Annotated in this window: 14 protein-coding genes, 1 tRNA gene and 3 rRNA genes; 5 read left to right on the forward strand and 13 right to left on the reverse strand. The window is 43.3% G+C overall.

Features of this window, described 5'->3' with window-relative positions:
* Window positions 1-31: 31 nt before the first annotated feature.
* The gene (gene hrpB, locus GDK41_RS06810; RefSeq protein WP_152085697.1) at window positions 32-2,458 is read left to right on the forward strand and encodes an ATP-dependent helicase HrpB; all 2,427 of its coding nucleotides are present in this window, start codon (window positions 32-34) and stop codon (window positions 2,456-2,458) included.
* 28 nt (window positions 2,459-2,486) lie between these two features.
* On the opposite strand, the gene GDK41_RS06815 is transcribed toward hrpB, so the two are convergent.
* The 10 genes from GDK41_RS06815 to GDK41_RS20340 form a co-directional block, all read right to left on the reverse strand.
* Window positions 2,487-3,473 carry a LacI family DNA-binding transcriptional regulator gene (locus GDK41_RS06815; protein WP_232056540.1) on the reverse strand — a complete coding sequence of 329 codons (987 nt, stop codon included), beginning with the start codon at window positions 3,471-3,473 and terminating at the stop codon, window positions 2,487-2,489.
* A gap of 245 nt (window positions 3,474-3,718) precedes the next feature.
* Window positions 3,719-4,474 carry a hypothetical protein gene (locus tag GDK41_RS06820; RefSeq protein ID WP_152085699.1) on the reverse strand — a complete coding sequence of 252 codons (756 nt, stop codon included), beginning with the start codon at window positions 4,472-4,474 and terminating at the stop codon, window positions 3,719-3,721.
* Complete coding sequence (locus GDK41_RS06825) at window positions 4,461-5,054, reverse strand: hypothetical protein (RefSeq protein ID WP_152085700.1); 594 nt, start codon at window positions 5,052-5,054, stop codon at window positions 4,461-4,463. Before GDK41_RS06825 ends, GDK41_RS06820 begins: the two co-directional genes overlap by 14 nt.
* Window position 5,055: 1 nt before the next feature.
* Window positions 5,056-5,358, reverse strand: a complete 303-nt coding sequence (locus tag GDK41_RS20335; protein WP_232056561.1) for a DUF1643 domain-containing protein — start codon at window positions 5,356-5,358, stop codon at window positions 5,056-5,058.
* Window positions 5,359-5,569: 211 nt separating this feature from the next.
* Entirely contained in the window at window positions 5,570-6,208 is a 639-nt protein-coding gene (locus GDK41_RS06835; RefSeq protein ID WP_152085701.1) for a hypothetical protein, read from the reverse strand.
* 20 nt (window positions 6,209-6,228) lie between these two features.
* Entirely contained in the window at window positions 6,229-6,603 is a 375-nt protein-coding gene (locus GDK41_RS06840) for a hypothetical protein (protein ID WP_152085702.1), read from the reverse strand.
* Between the two features lie 44 nt (window positions 6,604-6,647).
* Window positions 6,648-6,878, reverse strand: a complete 231-nt coding sequence (locus tag GDK41_RS06845) for a hypothetical protein (RefSeq protein ID WP_152085703.1) — start codon at window positions 6,876-6,878, stop codon at window positions 6,648-6,650.
* Between the two features lie 20 nt (window positions 6,879-6,898).
* Window positions 6,899-7,135 (reverse strand): hypothetical protein, encoded by a 237-nt coding sequence (locus GDK41_RS06850; protein ID WP_152085704.1) that lies wholly within the window; start codon window positions 7,133-7,135, stop codon window positions 6,899-6,901.
* 28 nt (window positions 7,136-7,163) lie between these two features.
* Window positions 7,164-7,865, reverse strand: coding sequence for a hypothetical protein (locus GDK41_RS06855; RefSeq protein ID WP_152085705.1), 702 nt, complete (start codon window positions 7,863-7,865; stop codon window positions 7,164-7,166).
* A 23-nt stretch (window positions 7,866-7,888) separates the two neighbouring features.
* Window positions 7,889-8,491, reverse strand: a complete 603-nt coding sequence (locus tag GDK41_RS20340; protein ID WP_232056541.1) for a hypothetical protein — start codon at window positions 8,489-8,491, stop codon at window positions 7,889-7,891.
* 736 nt (window positions 8,492-9,227) lie between these two features.
* Here GDK41_RS20340 and GDK41_RS06870 point away from each other — a divergent pair.
* A complete protein-coding gene (locus tag GDK41_RS06870; protein ID WP_152085707.1) occupies window positions 9,228-9,605 on the forward strand; it encodes a hypothetical protein in 378 nt (125 codons plus the stop codon).
* A gap of 44 nt (window positions 9,606-9,649) precedes the next feature.
* On the opposite strand, the gene GDK41_RS06875 is transcribed toward GDK41_RS06870, so the two are convergent.
* The 3 genes from GDK41_RS06875 to GDK41_RS06885 all read right to left on the reverse strand — a co-directional run bounded on the left by GDK41_RS06875 (window position 9,650) and on the right by GDK41_RS06885 (window position 11,765).
* Window positions 9,650-9,982, reverse strand: a complete 333-nt coding sequence (locus GDK41_RS06875) for a hypothetical protein (RefSeq protein WP_152085708.1) — start codon at window positions 9,980-9,982, stop codon at window positions 9,650-9,652.
* 168 nt (window positions 9,983-10,150) lie between these two features.
* Window positions 10,151-10,227 (reverse strand) — tRNA-Pro (locus tag GDK41_RS06880).
* A gap of 119 nt (window positions 10,228-10,346) precedes the next feature.
* Window positions 10,347-11,765 carry an alanine/glycine:cation symporter family protein gene (locus GDK41_RS06885; protein ID WP_152085709.1) on the reverse strand — a complete coding sequence of 473 codons (1,419 nt, stop codon included), beginning with the start codon at window positions 11,763-11,765 and terminating at the stop codon, window positions 10,347-10,349.
* A 624-nt stretch (window positions 11,766-12,389) separates the two neighbouring features.
* On the opposite strand from GDK41_RS06885, the gene GDK41_RS06890 reads away from it, so the two are divergent.
* The 3 genes from GDK41_RS06890 to rrf all read left to right on the forward strand — a co-directional run bounded on the left by GDK41_RS06890 (window position 12,390) and on the right by rrf (window position 17,385).
* Window positions 12,390-13,922: ribosomal RNA gene (locus tag GDK41_RS06890) — 16S ribosomal RNA — on the forward strand.
* Between the two features lie 272 nt (window positions 13,923-14,194).
* Window positions 14,195-17,079, forward strand: a 23S ribosomal RNA gene (locus tag GDK41_RS06895).
* 191 nt (window positions 17,080-17,270) lie between these two features.
* Window positions 17,271-17,385 (forward strand): 5S ribosomal RNA (gene rrf / locus GDK41_RS06900).
* The 16S, 23S and 5S rRNA genes sit together here, the layout of an rRNA operon.
* The last annotated feature ends 402 nt before the right edge of the window (window positions 17,386-17,787 follow it).

Consider the following 17,787-nt stretch of genomic DNA (forward strand, 5'->3'; position numbering starts at 1 on the left):
ATCGACGTAAAGCATTTAGCAGAGTTTTAATGTGTTACCCATAGAAGCAGTCTACGGTCAGCTTACGTCTGAATTTGAAAATAATAATACCGTATTGTTACAAGCCCCGCCCGGAGCCGGCAAATCAACATGGTTACCTTTACAGCTAGTTCGAGATAATCGCTTTAATCGTATTATTATGCTCGAACCTCGTCGTTTAGCTGCACGCAATATTGCGTATTTTTTAGCAGCTCAGCAAAACGAGCCTTTGGGACAAAGTATTGGCTTAAGAATGCGGAACGAAGTGAGTGTGTCGAGCCAAACTCGCCTAGAAATTGTTACTGAAGGCGTGTTGACGCGTATGCTGCAAGCAGATCCAGAGCTAAGTGGCGTAGATTTAGTTATTTTTGATGAGTTTCATGAACGTTCTTTAGCGGCCGATACTGCACTGGCTTTTGCATTAGAGACTCAAGCCGCGTTTCGAGAAGACTTAAGTATATTGGTGATGTCTGCAACGTTGGACAGCGAACGCTACCAGTCATTTTTACAATGCCCGATTGTCTCATCACAGGGGCGCAGCTTTCCAGTAGAAGAGATTTATCAGCCGCTTAATGATGAAGCTAAGTGGTTAGAGGCTTTGCCGCCACTGGTACTTTTGGCACTTCAGCAGCAAAGTGGCAGTGCCTTAGTATTTTTGCCCGGTCAACGGGAAATTAAATACGTTCAGCAGCAACTAACCGGTAAATTGGGCGAAGACACAGAGCTTGTGCTTTTATACGGTGAGCAAGATAAAAGCTCACAACAAGCTGCTATAAAACCAGCGCCATCAGGTAAGCGTAAAGTGGTGTTAACCACCAACGTCGCAGAAACGTCGTTAACTATCGAAGGCATTCGTATTGTAGTTGATAGTGGCAAACGAAGAGCTGCACGCTTTAATTTAAAAACAGGTGTAACCGAGCTTAGCACCTTGTCTATATCTCGTTCGTCCGCTATTCAACGAGCTGGTCGAGCAGGTAGGGTGGAGTCAGGCGTCGTGTATAGGTTGGGTTCTCATGCGCAGTTTGAGCGGCGTGATAAACATGATACCCCTGAAATTCTGTGTTCAGACATTGCGCCTTTGGTACTAGAGGCAAAGGTATGGGGCACAGATCTCAACCAGTTGCCTCTTCTGGACAAGCCGACATCAGCCGCAATTACTCAAGCGGGCTCTTTATTGCATATGCTAGAGGCACTTGATGGGCAGAATAAACTGACGAATTTAGGCCGGCGAATACACCAGTTTGGTACTGAGCCAAGGCTGGCTCATATGCTTATCAAAGCGTGTGAGCTTGAGCAACAGCTACCGGGCATAAGTGCGTTGGCTTGCTATTTTATCGCGTCATTAGAAAGCAGAGCAACGGGCTCTCCTGAGCTAAGAGTTGCGCTGCAATCTCAGTTTGAACGACCACAAAAGGCTTTTTCGGAGCAATTAAATATTTGGCTAAAACGCTTAAAATTAAGTAAACCAAATGAACTTGCTTGTGGGTATTTAAGTGTAGTGGTTGCTTTGGCCTTTCCTGATAGATTGGCTAAACGTCGCGGGCAAGGCTTTGTGTTGGCCAATGGAGCTGGGGTGAGTAGCCACGAAAGCTACTGGTTAGATACCGACTTTTTAGCGATTGCGACACTTGGCGGTCACAAAGGGCAACGTATATTCAGTGCAACTGAGCTAGATTTGCCACTTATACAACAAGTGCTTCCGCATTTATTTAAGCAGCAAAGTATTTGCGAGTTTGATGAAAAAAAAGCACGTTTCATTCATGAAGACCGAACATTGGTTGGTGCATTGATCATTGATGCAAAACCCAGTGATAAGCCACTTGATGTGCAAGCTCGCACGCAGGCATGGTTAAGTTTAGTGTATAAACACGGTTTGACATTTTTTAATCAATATCAACAGCTTGAACAATTACTGATCCGTATGACGTTGGCACAGCGTTTTTACCCAAAAGAATTTAAACAGCTTGATGAAACAGCACTGGTGGCTGGTCTTGAGACATGGCTAGCACCATATTTAGATAGTATTAGGCAGCTAGATGAACTTAAAAAGTTTGATTTAGCGGGCGCGCTTAGCGGATTGTTGAGCTGGGAGCTACAGCAGCGTTTAGAGTGTATTTTGCCAGTTCGTATTAAAGTGCCTAGCGGCTCTAACATTAAAGTGCACTATCAACTAGATGGCCCGGCTAAACTGTCGGTAAAAATGCAAGAAGTGTACGGGCTAAACGAAACACCTAAGCTTTGTGATGGACAGTTGCCATTGTTAATGGAATTGCTATCTCCTGCGCAAAGGCCGCTGCAGTTAACACAAGATTTGGCCAATTTTTGGCATACCAGCTACAAGGAAGTACAAAAAGAAATGAAAGGGCGTTACCCAAAACATTTCTGGCCTGATGACCCAAGTGTTGCGCAGGCAACCAATAAAGTAAAAAGCAGGATGTAATGTGCCTGCAAGCCCGCTGGGTTTAAAGCTATGAACGGCGTTTGATAAGCTTAGCGGGCACTTCATACAAACCATCTTGCGTATTGTTGTCAATCAAGTTACAAACGGTTTGCGCTATCTCATCTGTACTAATATGTACGCTACTCAAAGGAGGGCTCATTAACTGTGAGTCTTCCAAATCTTCAAAACCAATCACGGCAATATCTAAGCCTGGCGTTAATCCCTGTTCTTTGATGTACTCGATAGCGCCGTAGGCAACTAAATCGTTAAAGCACACCACCGACTCAACTAGGGGAACTTGTGCTAAACATTCAGACATAGCCAAACGACCGCCATGGCGGCTAGCTGAACTATTAAATACCCAACTTTGGACATCATTATGCTCGTTTAAAGCCTTATGAAAACCGCTTATTCGCGCAGTGTGATCGGAGGCAACAGCATCACCACCAATAAACGCGATGTGTTTATGACCTTTAGCGATTAAAGAGTGTGTAGCTTGATATATGCCATCTTCGTTATTGGGCAACACGCAAGGAACGTGGCTGTTGGTAACTTGGCGCATTATAGTTATCACTTGAGTAGATGCTGTATTTAATTGGTTTAACCAGCTGGCTTGGGTATTTAAAGAAGGGTAAATAACAAATGCCTTAACGCGGTACTCTTGCAGCTTAGCAACCACTTGCGCTTGTGTAAGGGCATTTTCGTTGGTGTTAACTAAAGTCGTCATAAAGCCAAGCTGACGAATATGAGTTTCAAGGGCGACAGCCAGCTTTGCGCAATAAGGGTTGGTTAAGTCATTTACAACGATCGCGATTAAGTCTGATGACTTACTGCGCATGGAAGCCGCTTCTCGGTTGTACACATACCCGATTTGCTCAATGGCTGAGCGCACTTTTTGTTGTGCCAAGGCACTGGTTTTGCCACCACGCAATACCAGCGATACGGTCGACTTAGACACCCCCGCGACACGCGCTACATCATGTATGGTAATCGATTGTTTAGAATTTTTATTCAAGGTGATGATATCTACATTAAGTTACTAAGGCTAAATGCGCGCTGTTAACGCCATTTTTGCATTGTATCAAGCAGTAGAGCATATTCAAAAAATGTTTGCGAAGCGTATTGCTGTATTTGTTAAAGCGTACCAGACCTAGGGGGCCTTCAAGTACTCGCCTTGTGAAGAAAACAAATGAACCATCTAAAGTTGAACTGGTTTAATTGAGCAGGGCACTTTATTCCAATATTGGCTTTCACCGGTTTTTATATGGCTGCTGATACTAGTTTGTCCAAGCAATGCAAAATATTAATTACAATGTCGTTCTGCCGCTTAAACTCTTTCTCAATTAGAGGTATTGCGCTAGTTTCTGCAAATTTTTCATTTGAACCAGGCTGTGTTTCAATTTCTTCAAAGATGAACTGATAACGTTCTATGCCTTTTTCTTTAAGATTGAAATGGGAATGTGGCCTTACAATACTTGAATGCTTTGTTTGGTTGCTCAGTCTGCCGAGGTGTTTATAATCAGTGTTGTCGGTGAGTCGATTTAAAAGAGGTAATAGTTCCATGTATTTGGTGTGTGTTTCAAGTTTTATTTTTACATGGTATAAGGTGATATTAGCATTAGGTAACTTTGTACTCTTGTTTAGGTTAAGGCCTAGCCCCAGATAAATTACAAAACTCACTATGTCTGACAACGAATGTAAAGTTCTTACGATAGCGATAATGTTGGCTCTACATCCTAATATAAATTCAAAATCTTTGTTATTCGCCTCGGCATCTCCACTGAACCTTGATCTAAATACACAGCTTTCTGTAGGGTTATTGCGCATGTGCTCGTCAAGTAAAGCTTGCAATGTACGGTAGTGGTAGTTGCATAGCATTTGAGTTTCAGCTACAGAGCTAATAGCCCTCTCCAATTTTGATATATCTTTCTCTGATTGAATATTTTGAGCAAAGTGAAGTAAAGTTTCTCGATTCCAGGTTTCCATTTTACTTATTCCAATATTACGATAAGCCAAAAACGAGCTTCAAAAGTTCGGAAATAAAAAAGCCAAACAGAGCGCCAATTACCCAACTTTTCCATTGCCCTTTATAGCTAGAGGCTCTTTTAATATCTGTTTGCAGGTTCTCAATAATCCTTGATTGGAATGCAATATCACCTGCCAATGAATTAATCAATTCTGAGTCTATACCTAGTCCAATTTTTGTTAATATCTGCGATTCAGACATTAATCGAGGTGTGTTGTGTTCAAGCTCATATACAGCGCCCTGAACACTCGCCAGTTTGATTGATGGTTTTACTGTAATTATTCCAAGTGTATATACCATTCTGATGCTAGGAATGAACTCTAAACTGACATCTACCCCGGTGCATAGTGATTTTGCTTGAGTAAAAATAGAACTAAACGACTCTGGTTCGACCCCAACAATTCCTGTACGTCCATTACCTATAATCAAGTGCCTTCCACCGCTATTGGAAGATGCCACAATATATTCAGCAAGCGAGCCTACATCTACGTCACGCAAAGAAATGCAATTATTGGATTGGTCAATATTTATTAAAATATCGCCACTTTTTAGGTGTTCTAGCGTTTCCATTTCATTCCCACATCACTAATTTTGTATCATAACTAAGCATAAGCGGGTGCTTCGGATCTTGACTGGCTGTTTTTCCAAAACAATAAACTGGTTTATCTGATTGAATTAACATCTCCATAAAATTATCTAAATTTTCCCTTAGCTCCTTTGGGAGCTTTGTTCTACTACCCCAACAAGGAACAAGAATATCAGCTTCAGCAATTACATCAGAAATATGAGTAAAGTTTTCACTTCCAATAGGATCCATCACTGTTGCTAGCTCTTTTACATTCGTAGCCCTGTAACCAAATACATTGCCAACGATAAAGCGTTTACCACCATTTCTTTCAGTAAATCCACGCCACTTTCTAACAGTCTAGTCATCTATAGCTTCGTCTGCGGTACTAGGATTTATTCCGAAATATGCAATCACTTTATGGCCTTGAGGCTTTACGTCTCGCTCTAGCCTATACCTATACTTTTTACATGGGCTTAAAATTGCCGACATAACAACTCTCTTATTCCAATATATCAATTTAGAGCGTGGTTCTTTTTGTTTTTACAGCATCTGGAAACGCTTTGGAAGCCATCGCGCTTAACACAACGAGCCACGATAATGTCAATGTACACAATAAATCACACAAGTTATTGTTGTTCGTAACTCGACCAACACCATAACCCAGCGCATCATTGTCAAGATTAACGAGGTTAAACTCTGCACTCATTGGATCACCATGAACAAGGTGATTGAAGGTATCAATTGTATCTTGTAGGCCTTCATCTTCTCCTTCACCATGCATGTTTTTCAACATTTTTTTCAGCGATGGTCGCTTGCCATGACGCCAGCCATCTTCCCACTCATTTAGAGCTGATGGGTTCTCAACTAAGTATGAAATAATACCCGTCCTTTCAATAAGAGGACGCACTAGTACAGCAGCTGAAAATAAGTGGCCTTGCCTTATCAGCTCCCGAATGCTTAAAACCAAGTTAAATCCTTGAGGGATTATTTGCGTAGCAGCTTTTTGCAAGCGCGTTAAGTTGTTTCGATGTGTATAGGTGGCCACATCTGAATTGAGCTTAAGCGAGGCTACTATCGTAGTATCAAGAATCATTAACGACCTCAATCCCAAGTAAGGTTCATTGTCAGGTGTAAAAATCACTGGCTCTTCCACCATAGTGCTCCTTGATTCCTATTCTATCTGCTTTTGGCGCAAACAAAGTCAACTAGATCGTACTTACTCGAACCTGGCACCAACTTGCTCCACTTTGAGTTTTTGGACCAATCTTTAAGCGCTTTGGTGGGTTTGCTTTTGGCGCCATCCTCACTCAATCCAGCTAGTGTAAAATATTGCCTTGTTTCGCAATTTACTTTTAGTCTTGTGAAATCCGTATAAGCATCATTTTTTCCGATTCGACTTGAAAGTACTTCTACTACATTTCCACCCAAATTTTTGCTCTCTAAGATGTAGTACGCTCCACTGTCACCAGCACCAGGGGAACGGTACATATCTTTAGCAAAAGCTATGCTAGAAATAAAAGCCAAGCACAATGTAGCTGATAATTTTTTCATATTATCTCCTTTAATTTCGTTCAAATTATCGAAAAGTAAATCGGTTATTCCAATTGTTTTGACTCATTCAAATCTGGTCGATGCGTTCTAAATACCTCTATTGCATCACTAGCTTCTTCAGCTGAATCGAAAAATGCAAGCGGAACATATTGATTAGCTTGTTGCCTCTTGAAGGAGTTTATGTTTGAGCTAAGCATTCTCTTAACTGTTTCGTAATTAAAGCATTGCTGTTGCTCACTCCAAACTACTACCCACTTATTTAATAAACTATTCATAATTTTTATTTTCCAATATGTTATTGCTCTGAAATGGTCACTTTAAATATATTTAGACATTGCTGTCCAACATCATTACTTGTACTGCATCGAACGCTATAATTTTCACCTGTTCGCATAGTCAAATTGAATACATTACGAACTTCCGCACCACAGTTACCGCAAGTAACAGTGGTTGAGTTATCTGGGTTTTCTATTTCAGGATGCACCTTTTCTTGCGGGTACACTTCCATAATGTTTAGCACTAAATCAGTCATCTTAATTCCTTGGTTTATCCAATGTTAGTTATTCAGTATCATTTTCAGGTTCGTCTAAGTGGGCTGTAAGTTTCTCGAAACAACTATCCCAATGGTTTTTTGCCATTTCTTGGTCACTTTGTATTTGGGATTTTATACTCTCGCTTACAAACTCTCTTTTTAGTTTAATTATTGTGTCTGCTACACCATTTAGTTTTGCTTTTCCTGATGAAATATCTACTTCTCCACCGCAAAATACAACTGCTGCAACCAGTGTCATTGTTGTGTTTTTAAATTTTATTTTTAATGGGGAGTTATAAGAGATTGACTGTATTTCATTGTCACTCTTATATGATTGGTCATGGTATCTTCGTCCTCTTAATGGAATTAGTAATTCGGTCCAAACGCCATAGTCATCTGTTTCCGCGTATTTTGAGTATAATAGCTTCAAATCAATTGAATATTTTAAAAAGCTTTTTAAATAGAAAAGTATTCTTAATACTTCATTCTTTTCGGTTTTATCTGCTCCAAAGATCTTACCTCGGTATATATCAACTAGATTAGATACTACCTGACCTTCCTCTTCAGATTGATATCTTAGAATGCTTGCATCTTCAGATAGTCTAACGGTTTGCGTAAATAGTTGTAAAAACAAAGAAAACTCTTCTAACTTGAAAAGCTCTTTTTCTTCAGAGAACTCTAATATTAGGCTGCTATCTGTTGTTTGCTTAATTGATGCTTCTTCTTTCATTCACTTGACCCTTTTTTTCCATTCTAAAAACCTGTTGTTTGTATACGTGCGTAAACCTTATTTAATGCGTCAGAAAGCTGTAATAAGTTACTGTTGTATTTGTCGGCCACTACCTGCCGTGAGCTGAAGCCAAATAAATCAGCAACCACACCATGATCAACATTTTTCGCTAGATGAATGATTAACGAGTCTTCAAATGTTTTCGCTGTAGCCCAATCTAAACCAGCCTTTTTAAGCAATGTATTCACTTTGGTTCTTAGGTTTGTCGGTTGTTTGTTAATGCCGCTTTTAACTGTTCGTTCGCTCATTGCAAACTCACAAAGCCGATCATTTAATAGCGCTGGCGCATACTCACTAAAGCCCCTGTGAGTGCCTAAGTTATGCTTGTACTTAGCTGGTATGTCTTGTTGTTTGTACCAATCAAGATAATGTTCAAGCGTCTGACAAAATACCTCTGGCACTTCAATAATGCGGTCTTTTTTGTTACGACTGTAGGCGGCAGGTAAAACCCACTTGCGATATACTTCACCCTTATCATTCATCATCTGGTGAAGCTTTAATAAATTATGCTCTGTTAGCGACAAGGGAACATAGGCAAGTTGGCATATTAAATATCTATCCTTCATCGCATGCCTGCCCACGCAGGCTATGTTCAGAAGCGAATCTATGTCGCTATCTACGAATATCTGCCTTAACATCTATATGATTGCATTACCTAAATATTCCATTATGCAATATAGACTAGATCACCAAAGCGTAATAACAAGGTAGTTAAGGCAATAAATCAAGGGTAGTATTGGAAATGTCCTTATCCTTAGGAGTGCAAAGGCCTCAGCAGCCTTTGCAATTTGATAGAACAGATTTAATCGAAGAATATTTCTAGTAGTTTTCTAACAAACCATGAAATAAATCCTTGCTTGACGCCCCTATTGAAGTCGCTATCTGTAGTTTTGTTGTCATGAGGTTTATGTTTATTATTTTTTGTCATATTAATATACCTATATTTTTTTACATAACCCTAGCGTCACCATCTATTTCAATACTTAAGCTGTGTACTGCCACCAATGAAACTTATGTTGGACATATTGTTAATTGAGAATGAGTATGGAATGTCACGCAGCAAAATACCGCAATTCTTTAGTAAGACAGCAGTAAAAATATAAACATGAGATTGGTTTTTCTAGGAGTGGATGAAACGACTTATTTGTTTTAGTTTTTGTCGATTCATAATTACATTATAACATAATGAGAATCATTTGCAACAAAGTGTAGTTTTTTGCACGCCTGAGGCTTCCAATCACAGTTTTGCATTCTAGCAAGTGAGCGGTTTATCATACTGTAAAATAATTCAAGGAACTTACCATGAGAATAATTAAAGTTGATGATGACTACCAAAAGGGTAGAACGATTTATGAGATAAATATGCCATGTGGGGGAGTTGTTACACTTAACGACAGTATATACGCTGGCCCTTGTGTATTAATTGACTACGGGAGTTATGGCTCTGCTATCCCTCAGGAATGGTTTGGCATTCAAGGTTCTTATGATGACATTGCGCATGAGCAGGGGTTGCAATGTTTAAACGGAATAACCAATGCGAGTTTGATCGCTGCGATCCCCGGATTGGGCGACACGCTTGTGGAAGTTGCTATAACCCTTGAAGACTATTTTGAGTTGCTGGATGTTGAACAACTCCAACATTATATAAAACACAAGCCTAAAAAGGTTGATCAATCTTAACGTTTTAAGTTGGCTTGCAGGTCTTCAGCAAGCTTGCTTCCAGACTAAATAGGACAGGGCTTACATTCGTCATCTACTAACATGTAAGCTTTATCATTGTACAGTGCACCACGTAATTTGCAGCTCCTCGGCAAATCTATAAAGCCAAGTAAGCCAGTCTCATCAAATGAATACCCTTCAATACGCAAAAGTATGATCGCTTTAAACTGTTCGGCTCTGTGCGCTTTGACAATCCCACCGAATACGATCATGCGCTCCTCATCATCAACAACACACGCAATGGAGTTTCTTGAAATGCTCTTAGTCTTATCTGGATTGCCGTGTTTGTTTATGAGTACACGGCCATAGTTGTGACGGCATGCGATTGTTATAAGCATTAAAATAAATATAGGTAAAAGCACTGTATGTACATACAGTTTAATCATGTGGATGTAATGCAGCAAGTAAAGCGCCAAACTACTGTATAATGGTACGTTGCTGGTACGCGGTACAAAAAATTGAAGGTTAAAAAATGATGTAACTTATTGAATAGGATGAGGAAAAGCTGGTCGGCATAGCAGGATTTGAACCTGCGACCCCTGACACCCCATGACAGTGCGCTACCAAGCTGCGCTATATGCCGACTTGGGTGTAACTATACGGATATTTTTCTGAAAGGCAATAAGTAGTTGGTTTGTTTGAACATTAAATGAGCTTGTAGACGTGTAACTGCTTGCTAAACAAGCAGTCACACGTAGTTAGCTATTTATGCCAAACGCCTTTGGGTAAGGTTTTTTTCATTTTAGGGTGCAAGTTTGCATCAAAAACAGGAGTCTTACCTGCTTTAAGTTGCTGGTTGTAGTCTTTATATAGCCAAACCACAAAACCTGATAGCATAAAGAGTGCAACTACATTGACGATTGCCATTAATCCCATCGACACATCTGCCATGGTCCAAATAACGCCAAGCTCTCCCACCGCGCCAAACATCACCATGCCAAGCACGCACAGTCGAAACAACATCATGCCGTGTTTGTGATTATGCTCCAAGAACATTAAGTTGGTCTCGGCATAAGAGTAATTTGCCACTATAGAGGTAAAAGCAAAAAACAAAATGGCGATGGCAATAAACGTTGCGCCCCAGCTACCAACGTGTTCAACCAGCGCTGCTTGCGTAAGGGCAATGCCTGTTACACCAGACTCTGGCACAAGTTGGTTCGAGAGTAATATAAGTGCAGCGGTTGCAGAGCAAATAACAATGGTATCCACAAATACCCCAAGCATCTGCACATAACCTTGCGATACTGGGTGGTTAGGATTGGGAGTTGCCGTTGCGGCTGCGTTGGCTGCGCTACCCATACCTGCTTCATTAGAGAATAAACCGCGTTTAATGCCTTGGATCATCGCCTGCATAACAGCATAACCGATGGCGCCAGCGCCAGCTTGCTCTATGCCAAACGCACTATATATGATTTGTTTAAATACGCTTGGGAGTAAATCGTAGTTGGTGGCACATATATATAGTGCAACTAATAAATAGGCTAATGCCATAAATGGCACCACTAGCTCGGCAAAACGTGAAATGGTTTTCAAGCCGCCAAATATAATAAAAGCAGAACCTACAACCAATATAACGCCCATAACGGACTTAGGCACGTCAAAGGCTACTTCAAATGCTGCTGCAATTGAATTGGCTTGCACTGCGTTAAACACCAAACCAAAGGCCAGGATCAAACAGAGAGAGAATATTACCCCCATCCAACGTTTCCCTAGACCATACTCCATGTAGTAAGCAGGACCACCACGAAAGTTGCCGTCTTCATCTTTGGTTTTATAAAGTTGGGCGAGGGCACTTTCTGCAAAACTCGTCGCCATACCAATAAGGGCTATTAGCCACATCCAAAAAATAGCGCCAGCGCCACCTAGATATAATGCAACGGCAACACCTGCCATATTGCCTGTGCCAACACGCGCAGCGAGAGAAGTACAAAAAGCCTGAAAAGATGAGATCCCTTTATCGGCTCCGCTACGGCTATTTGCCATAACTTTTACCATATAAGGAAATTTAAGAAATTGAATGAACCCTAAACGAAGAGTAAAGAACAAACCTGCTGCTATTAATAGATAAATGAGGACATGACCCCAAAGTAATCCACTAACAAAGTTTAATACATCAGCCATAACTACAAAGCCTACTTATTATATGAACGGATAAATTAGGGCGCGTAATCTACCACATATATATAGAAGAGTCTTATAAAGGTCTTTAATGGTTGCTTATCCACAGCTTTTTGTGGGTAACTTGTGAGGCTTTAGTGTGTAAATCTGTATAGGTAAAAAGGATGAAAATAATCATATTTTTCCTCAAAAATCGCTTGCGCTTTTAATTCGCCGCCCTATAATGCGGCCCCACTGACACGGAGCGCTACGCTGAATAAGCAAAGCAACAACGAGTCAGAGTCGAGTAAAACTTAATTTTAAAACTTCTCAAGAAACTTAAAATTAAGTGTTGACAAAAAAATGGGAATGCTTAGAATGCACACCCCTCGAGACGCTAAAGTGTTTCGAAACGTTCTTTAAAAATATGAAGCAATCATCTGTGTGGGCACTCGTACAGATTGAGTTCTAACAGCAGAACTACCTCGGTAGGGACGCAAACAAATTTAGAGTCTCAATTGAACTGAGTGACCAACGGAAACAAGTTTACTTGTTTCAACACAGTCAATTCGATTTCTTAGGAAATCAAAATCAGAATTCAATGAGCACGAAACTTAGTTCCATTGCGAACGCGTTTCAAAAAACTTTTAATTGAAGAGTTTGATCATGGCTCAGATTGAACGCTGGCGGCAGGCCTAACACATGCAAGTCGAGCGGTAACATTTCTAGCTTGCTAGAAGATGACGAGCGGCGGACGGGTGAGTAATGCTTGGGAACATGCCTTGAGGTGGGGGACAACCGTTGGAAACGACGGCTAATACCGCATGATGTCTACGGACCAAAGGGGGCTTCGGCTCTCGCCTTTAGATTGGCCCAAGTGGGATTAGCTAGTTGGTGAGGTAATGGCTCACCAAGGCGACGATCCCTAGCTGGTTTGAGAGGATGATCAGCCACACTGGAACTGAGACACGGTCCAGACTCCTACGGGAGGCAGCAGTGGGGAATATTGCACAATGGGCGCAAGCCTGATGCAGCCATGCCGCGTGTGTGAAGAAGGCCTTCGGGTTGTAAAGCACTTTCAGTCAGGAGGAAAGGTTAGTAGTTAATACCTGCTAGCTGTGACGTTACTGACAGAAGAAGCACCGGCTAACTCCGTGCCAGCAGCCGCGGTAATACGGAGGGTGCGAGCGTTAATCGGAATTACTGGGCGTAAAGCGTACGCAGGCGGTTTGTTAAGCGAGATGTGAAAGCCCCGGGCTTAACCTGGGAACTGCATTTCGAACTGGCAAACTAGAGTGTGATAGAGGGTGGTAGAATTTCAGGTGTAGCGGTGAAATGCGTAGAGATCTGAAGGAATACCGATGGCGAAGGCAGCCACCTGGGTCAACACTGACGCTCATGTACGAAAGCGTGGGGAGCAAACAGGATTAGATACCCTGGTAGTCCACGCCGTAAACGATGTCTACTAGAAGCTGGGGTCCTCGGACAACTTTTTCAAAGCTAACGCATTAAGTAGACCGCCTGGGGAGTACGGCCGCAAGGTTAAAACTCAAATGAATTGACGGGGGCCCGCACAAGCGGTGGAGCATGTGGTTTAATTCGATGCAACGCGAAGAACCTTACCTACACTTGACATACAGAGAACTTTCCAGAGATGGATTGGTGCCTTCGGGAACTCTGATACAGGTGCTGCATGGCTGTCGTCAGCTCGTGTTGTGAGATGTTGGGTTAAGTCCCGCAACGAGCGCAACCCCTATCCTTAGTTGCCAGCGATTCGGTCGGGAACTCTAAGGAGACTGCCGGTGATAAACCGGAGGAAGGTGGGGACGACGTCAAGTCATCATGGCCCTTACGTGTAGGGCTACACACGTGCTACAATGGCGTATACAGAGTGCTGCGAACTTGCGAGAGTAAGCGAATCACTTAAAGTACGTCGTAGTCCGGATTGGAGTCTGCAACTCGACTCCATGAAGTCGGAATCGCTAGTAATCGCGGATCAGAATGCCGCGGTGAATACGTTCCCGGGCCTTGTACACACCGCCCGTCACACCATGGGAGTGGGTTGCTCCAGAAGTGGATAGTCTAACCTTCGGGAGGACGTTCACCACGGAGTGATTCATGACTGGGGTGAAGTCGTAACAAGGTAGCCCTAGGGGAACCTGGGGCTGGATCACCTCCTTATACGATTTAGAACTTATTTGTTCGAAGTGTCCACACAGATGATTGTTAGTTGGTAAGGTAACTTACTGATTAATATTGCTCTTTAAAAATTTGGAAAAGCTGATAATTAAATTCTTATAGATATTCGTATCTATAAAGAGTTTTCAAAAGTAAAACAATGCCAATTAATCATTCATTTGATTAGTTAGCATCTACTTTAGTATTCAATATTAACTTCTGGCGAAGTTGAAATCAGTCTTTGATTATCAACCTAAAACTATTTTGGGTTGTATGGTTAAGTGACTAAGCGTACACGGTGGATGCCTTGGCAGTTGGAGGCGATGAAGGACGTACTAACTTGCGATAAGCCTAGTTGAGCCAGTAAGAGGCGCTTGAGACTAGGATTTCCGAATGGGGAAACCCGGCCCTTTGGGTCATCATGCAGTGAATACATAGCTGTATGAAGCGAACGCGGAGAACTGAAACATCTAAGTACCCGTAGGAAAAGAAATCAACCGAGATTCCGAAAGTAGCGGCGAGCGAAATCGGACCAGCCCTTAAGCTTTAGTGTAGTTAGTGGAACATTCTGGAAAGTTTGACGACACAGGGTGATAGTCCCGTACACAAAAACTTATCTAAAGTGAAATCGAGTAGGTCGGAGCACGTGAAACTTTGACTGAATATGGGGGGACCATCCTCCAAGGCTAAATACTCCCAACTGACCGATAGTGAACCAGTACCGTGAGGGAAAGGCGAAAAGAACCCCTGTGAGGGGAGTGAAATAGAACCTGAAACCGTGTACGTACAAGCAGTAGGAGCCCACTTGTTGGGTGACTGCGTACCTTTTGTATAATGGGTCAGCGACTTATATTTTGTAGCGAGGTTAACCGTATAGGGTAGCCGTAGCGAAAGCGAGTCTTAACTGGGCGCTTAGTTGCAAGGTATAGACCCGAAACCCGGTGATCTAGCCATGGGCAGGTTGAAGGTTGAGTAACATCAACTGGAGGACCGAACCCACTAACGTTGAAAAGTTAGGGGATGACCTGTGGCTAGGAGTGAAAGGCTAATCAAACCGGGAGATAGCTGGTTCTCCCCGAAATCTATTTAGGTAGAGCCTCGGACGAATACTTACGGGGGTAGAGCACTGTTAAGGCTAGGGGGTCATCCCGACTTACCAACCCTTTGCAAACTCCGAATACCGTAAAGTAATATCCGGGAGACACACGGCGGGTGCTAACGTCCGTCGTGAAGAGGGAAACAACCCAGACCGCCAGCTAAGGTCCCAAAGTGTATGTTAAGTGGGAAACGATGTGGGAAGGCTAAAACAGCTAGGAGGTTGGCTTAGAAGCAGCCACCCTTTAAAGAAAGCGTAATAGCTCACTAGTCGAGTCGGCCTGCGCGGAAGATGTAACGGGGCTAAACATACCACCGAAGCTGCGGCTGCGAACTTTGTTCGCGGGGTAGGGGAGCGTTCTGTAAGCGGTTGAAGGTGTACCGGGAGGTATGCTGGACGTATCAGAAGTGCGAATGCTGACATGAGTAACGATAATGCGGGTGAAAAACCCGCACGCCGGAAGACCAAGGGTTCCTATCCCATGTTAATCAGGGTAGGGTAAGTCGACCCCTAAGGCGAGGCTGAAGAGCGTAGTCGATGGGAAACGGGTTAATATTCCCGTACTTGGAATAATTGCGATGGGGGGACGGAGCAGGCTAAGTAAGCATGGCGTTGGTTGTCCATGTGAAAGTGTGTAGGCTGGCGACTTAGGAAAATCCGGGTTGCTAAGGCTGAGACACGAGACGAGCCACTACGGTGGTGAAGTTACTGATGCCCTACTTCCAGGAAAAGCCTCTAAGCTTCAGATTATTTCGAATCGTACCCCAAACCGACACAGGTGGTCAGGTAGAGAATACTAAGGCGCTTGAGAGAACTCGGGTGAAGGAACTAGGCAAAATCGTACCGTAACTTCGGGAGAAGGTACGCTGACATTAGGTGAAGAGCTTCGCGCTTGGAGCTGAAGTCAGCCGCAGTGACCAGGTGGCTGGGACTGTTTATTAAAAACACAGCACTGTGCAAAATCGTAAGATGACGTATACGGTGTGACACCTGCCCGGTGCCGGAAGGTTAATTGATGGGGTTAGACTTAGGTCGAAGCTCTTGATCGAAGCCCCGGTAAACGGCGGCCGTAACTATAACGGTCCTAAGGTAGCGAAATTCCTTGTCGGGTAAGTTCCGACCTGCACGAATGGTGTAACCATGGCCACGCTGTCTCCACCCGAGACTCAGTGAAATTGAAATCGCAGTGAAGATGCTGTGTACCCGCGGCTAGACGGAAAGACCCCGTGAACCTTTACTACAGCTTGGCACTGAACATTGACCCTACATGTGTAGGATAGGTGGGAGGCTTTGAAGCACAGACGCTAGTTTGTGTGGAGCCGACCTTGAAATACCACCCTTGTAGTGTTGATGTTCTAACTTAGGTCCCTTATCGGGATTGAGGACAGTGCCTGGTGGGTAGTTTGACTGGGGCGGTCTCCTCCCAAAGAGTAACGGAGGAGCACGAAGGTTGGCTAAGTACGGTCGGACATCGTACGGTTAGTGTAATGGTAGAAGCCAGCTTAACTGCGAGACAGACACGTCGAGCAGGTACGAAAGTAGGTCATAGTGATCCGGTGGTTCTGAATGGAAGGGCCATCGCTCAACGGATAAAAGGTACTCCGGGGATAACAGGCTGATACCGCCCAAGAGTTCATATCGACGGCGGTGTTTGGCACCTCGATGTCGGCTCATCACATCCTGGGGCTGAAGTCGGTCCCAAGGGTATGGCTGTTCGCCATTTAAAGTGGTACGCGAGCTGGGTTTAGAACGTCGTGAGACAGTTCGGTCCCTATCTGCCGTGGGCGTTTGAGAATTGAGAGGGGCTGCTCCTAGTACGAGAGGACCGGAGTGGACGAACCGCTGGTGTTCGGGTTGTGATGCCAATTGCATTGCCCGGTAGCTACGTTCGGAATCGATAACCGCTGAAAGCATCTAAGCGGGAAGCGAGCCTCGAGATGAGTTCTCACTTTAACTTTAAGTTAACTGAAGGGCCGTTGAAGACTACAACGTTGATAGGCTGGGTGTGGAAGCATGGTGACATGTTAAGCTAACCAGTACTAATTACCCGTGAGGCTTAACCATACAACGCCAAAGTGGTTTTGCACGTTAGAAGTTAGTATTACTAGAGTAGTGTTTTACGAATTATCAGAATTTCCGAATTTAAGAATTAAACAAGGTGAACGACGAAGCGGTATCGCGAAATTGATTCACCTTGCGCAAATGGAATGCTCGTGCGATGCACGATGTCATTAAACATTTGCACTAAGAATTTGCTTGGTGAACATAGCGTTTTGGAACCACCTGACCCCATGCCGAACTCAGAAGTGAAACGAAACAGCGTCGATGATAGTGTGGCAGCTGCCATGTGAAAGTAGAACATCGCCAAGCACCTAATTAGAGAAAGCCCGATTCGAAAGAGTCGGGCTTTTTTGCGTTTGGGGTTTATAGGTTTTGATAAGCGCAGCGCCATCCAACATTTGAGGTGAGCTCATTGGCATTCGACAAACTGGCCCATTTTACCTTGCGCAAAAGGAATGTCATCGCTTCGCGCTGTGTTATTAAACTTTTGCACTGTAGCCGAAGGGTCGGCCTCGGTCGATGATAGTGTGGCAGCTACCATGTGAAAGTAGCCGCTACTTCGTAGCGACTACTTCTTAGCGAACCAAGCATCTAATAAAAGAAAGCCCGATTTGAAAGAGTCGGGCTTTTTTGCGTTTGGGGGTTGTAGGTTGTGATAAGCGCAGCGCCATCCAACATTTGAGGTGAGCGCTTTGGCACTCTACAAACTGG

Origin of the sequence: Pseudoalteromonas sp. A25 (genome assembly GCF_009176705.1) — a bacterium.
In the GTDB taxonomy this organism is placed as follows: domain Bacteria; phylum Pseudomonadota; class Gammaproteobacteria; order Enterobacterales; family Alteromonadaceae; genus Pseudoalteromonas.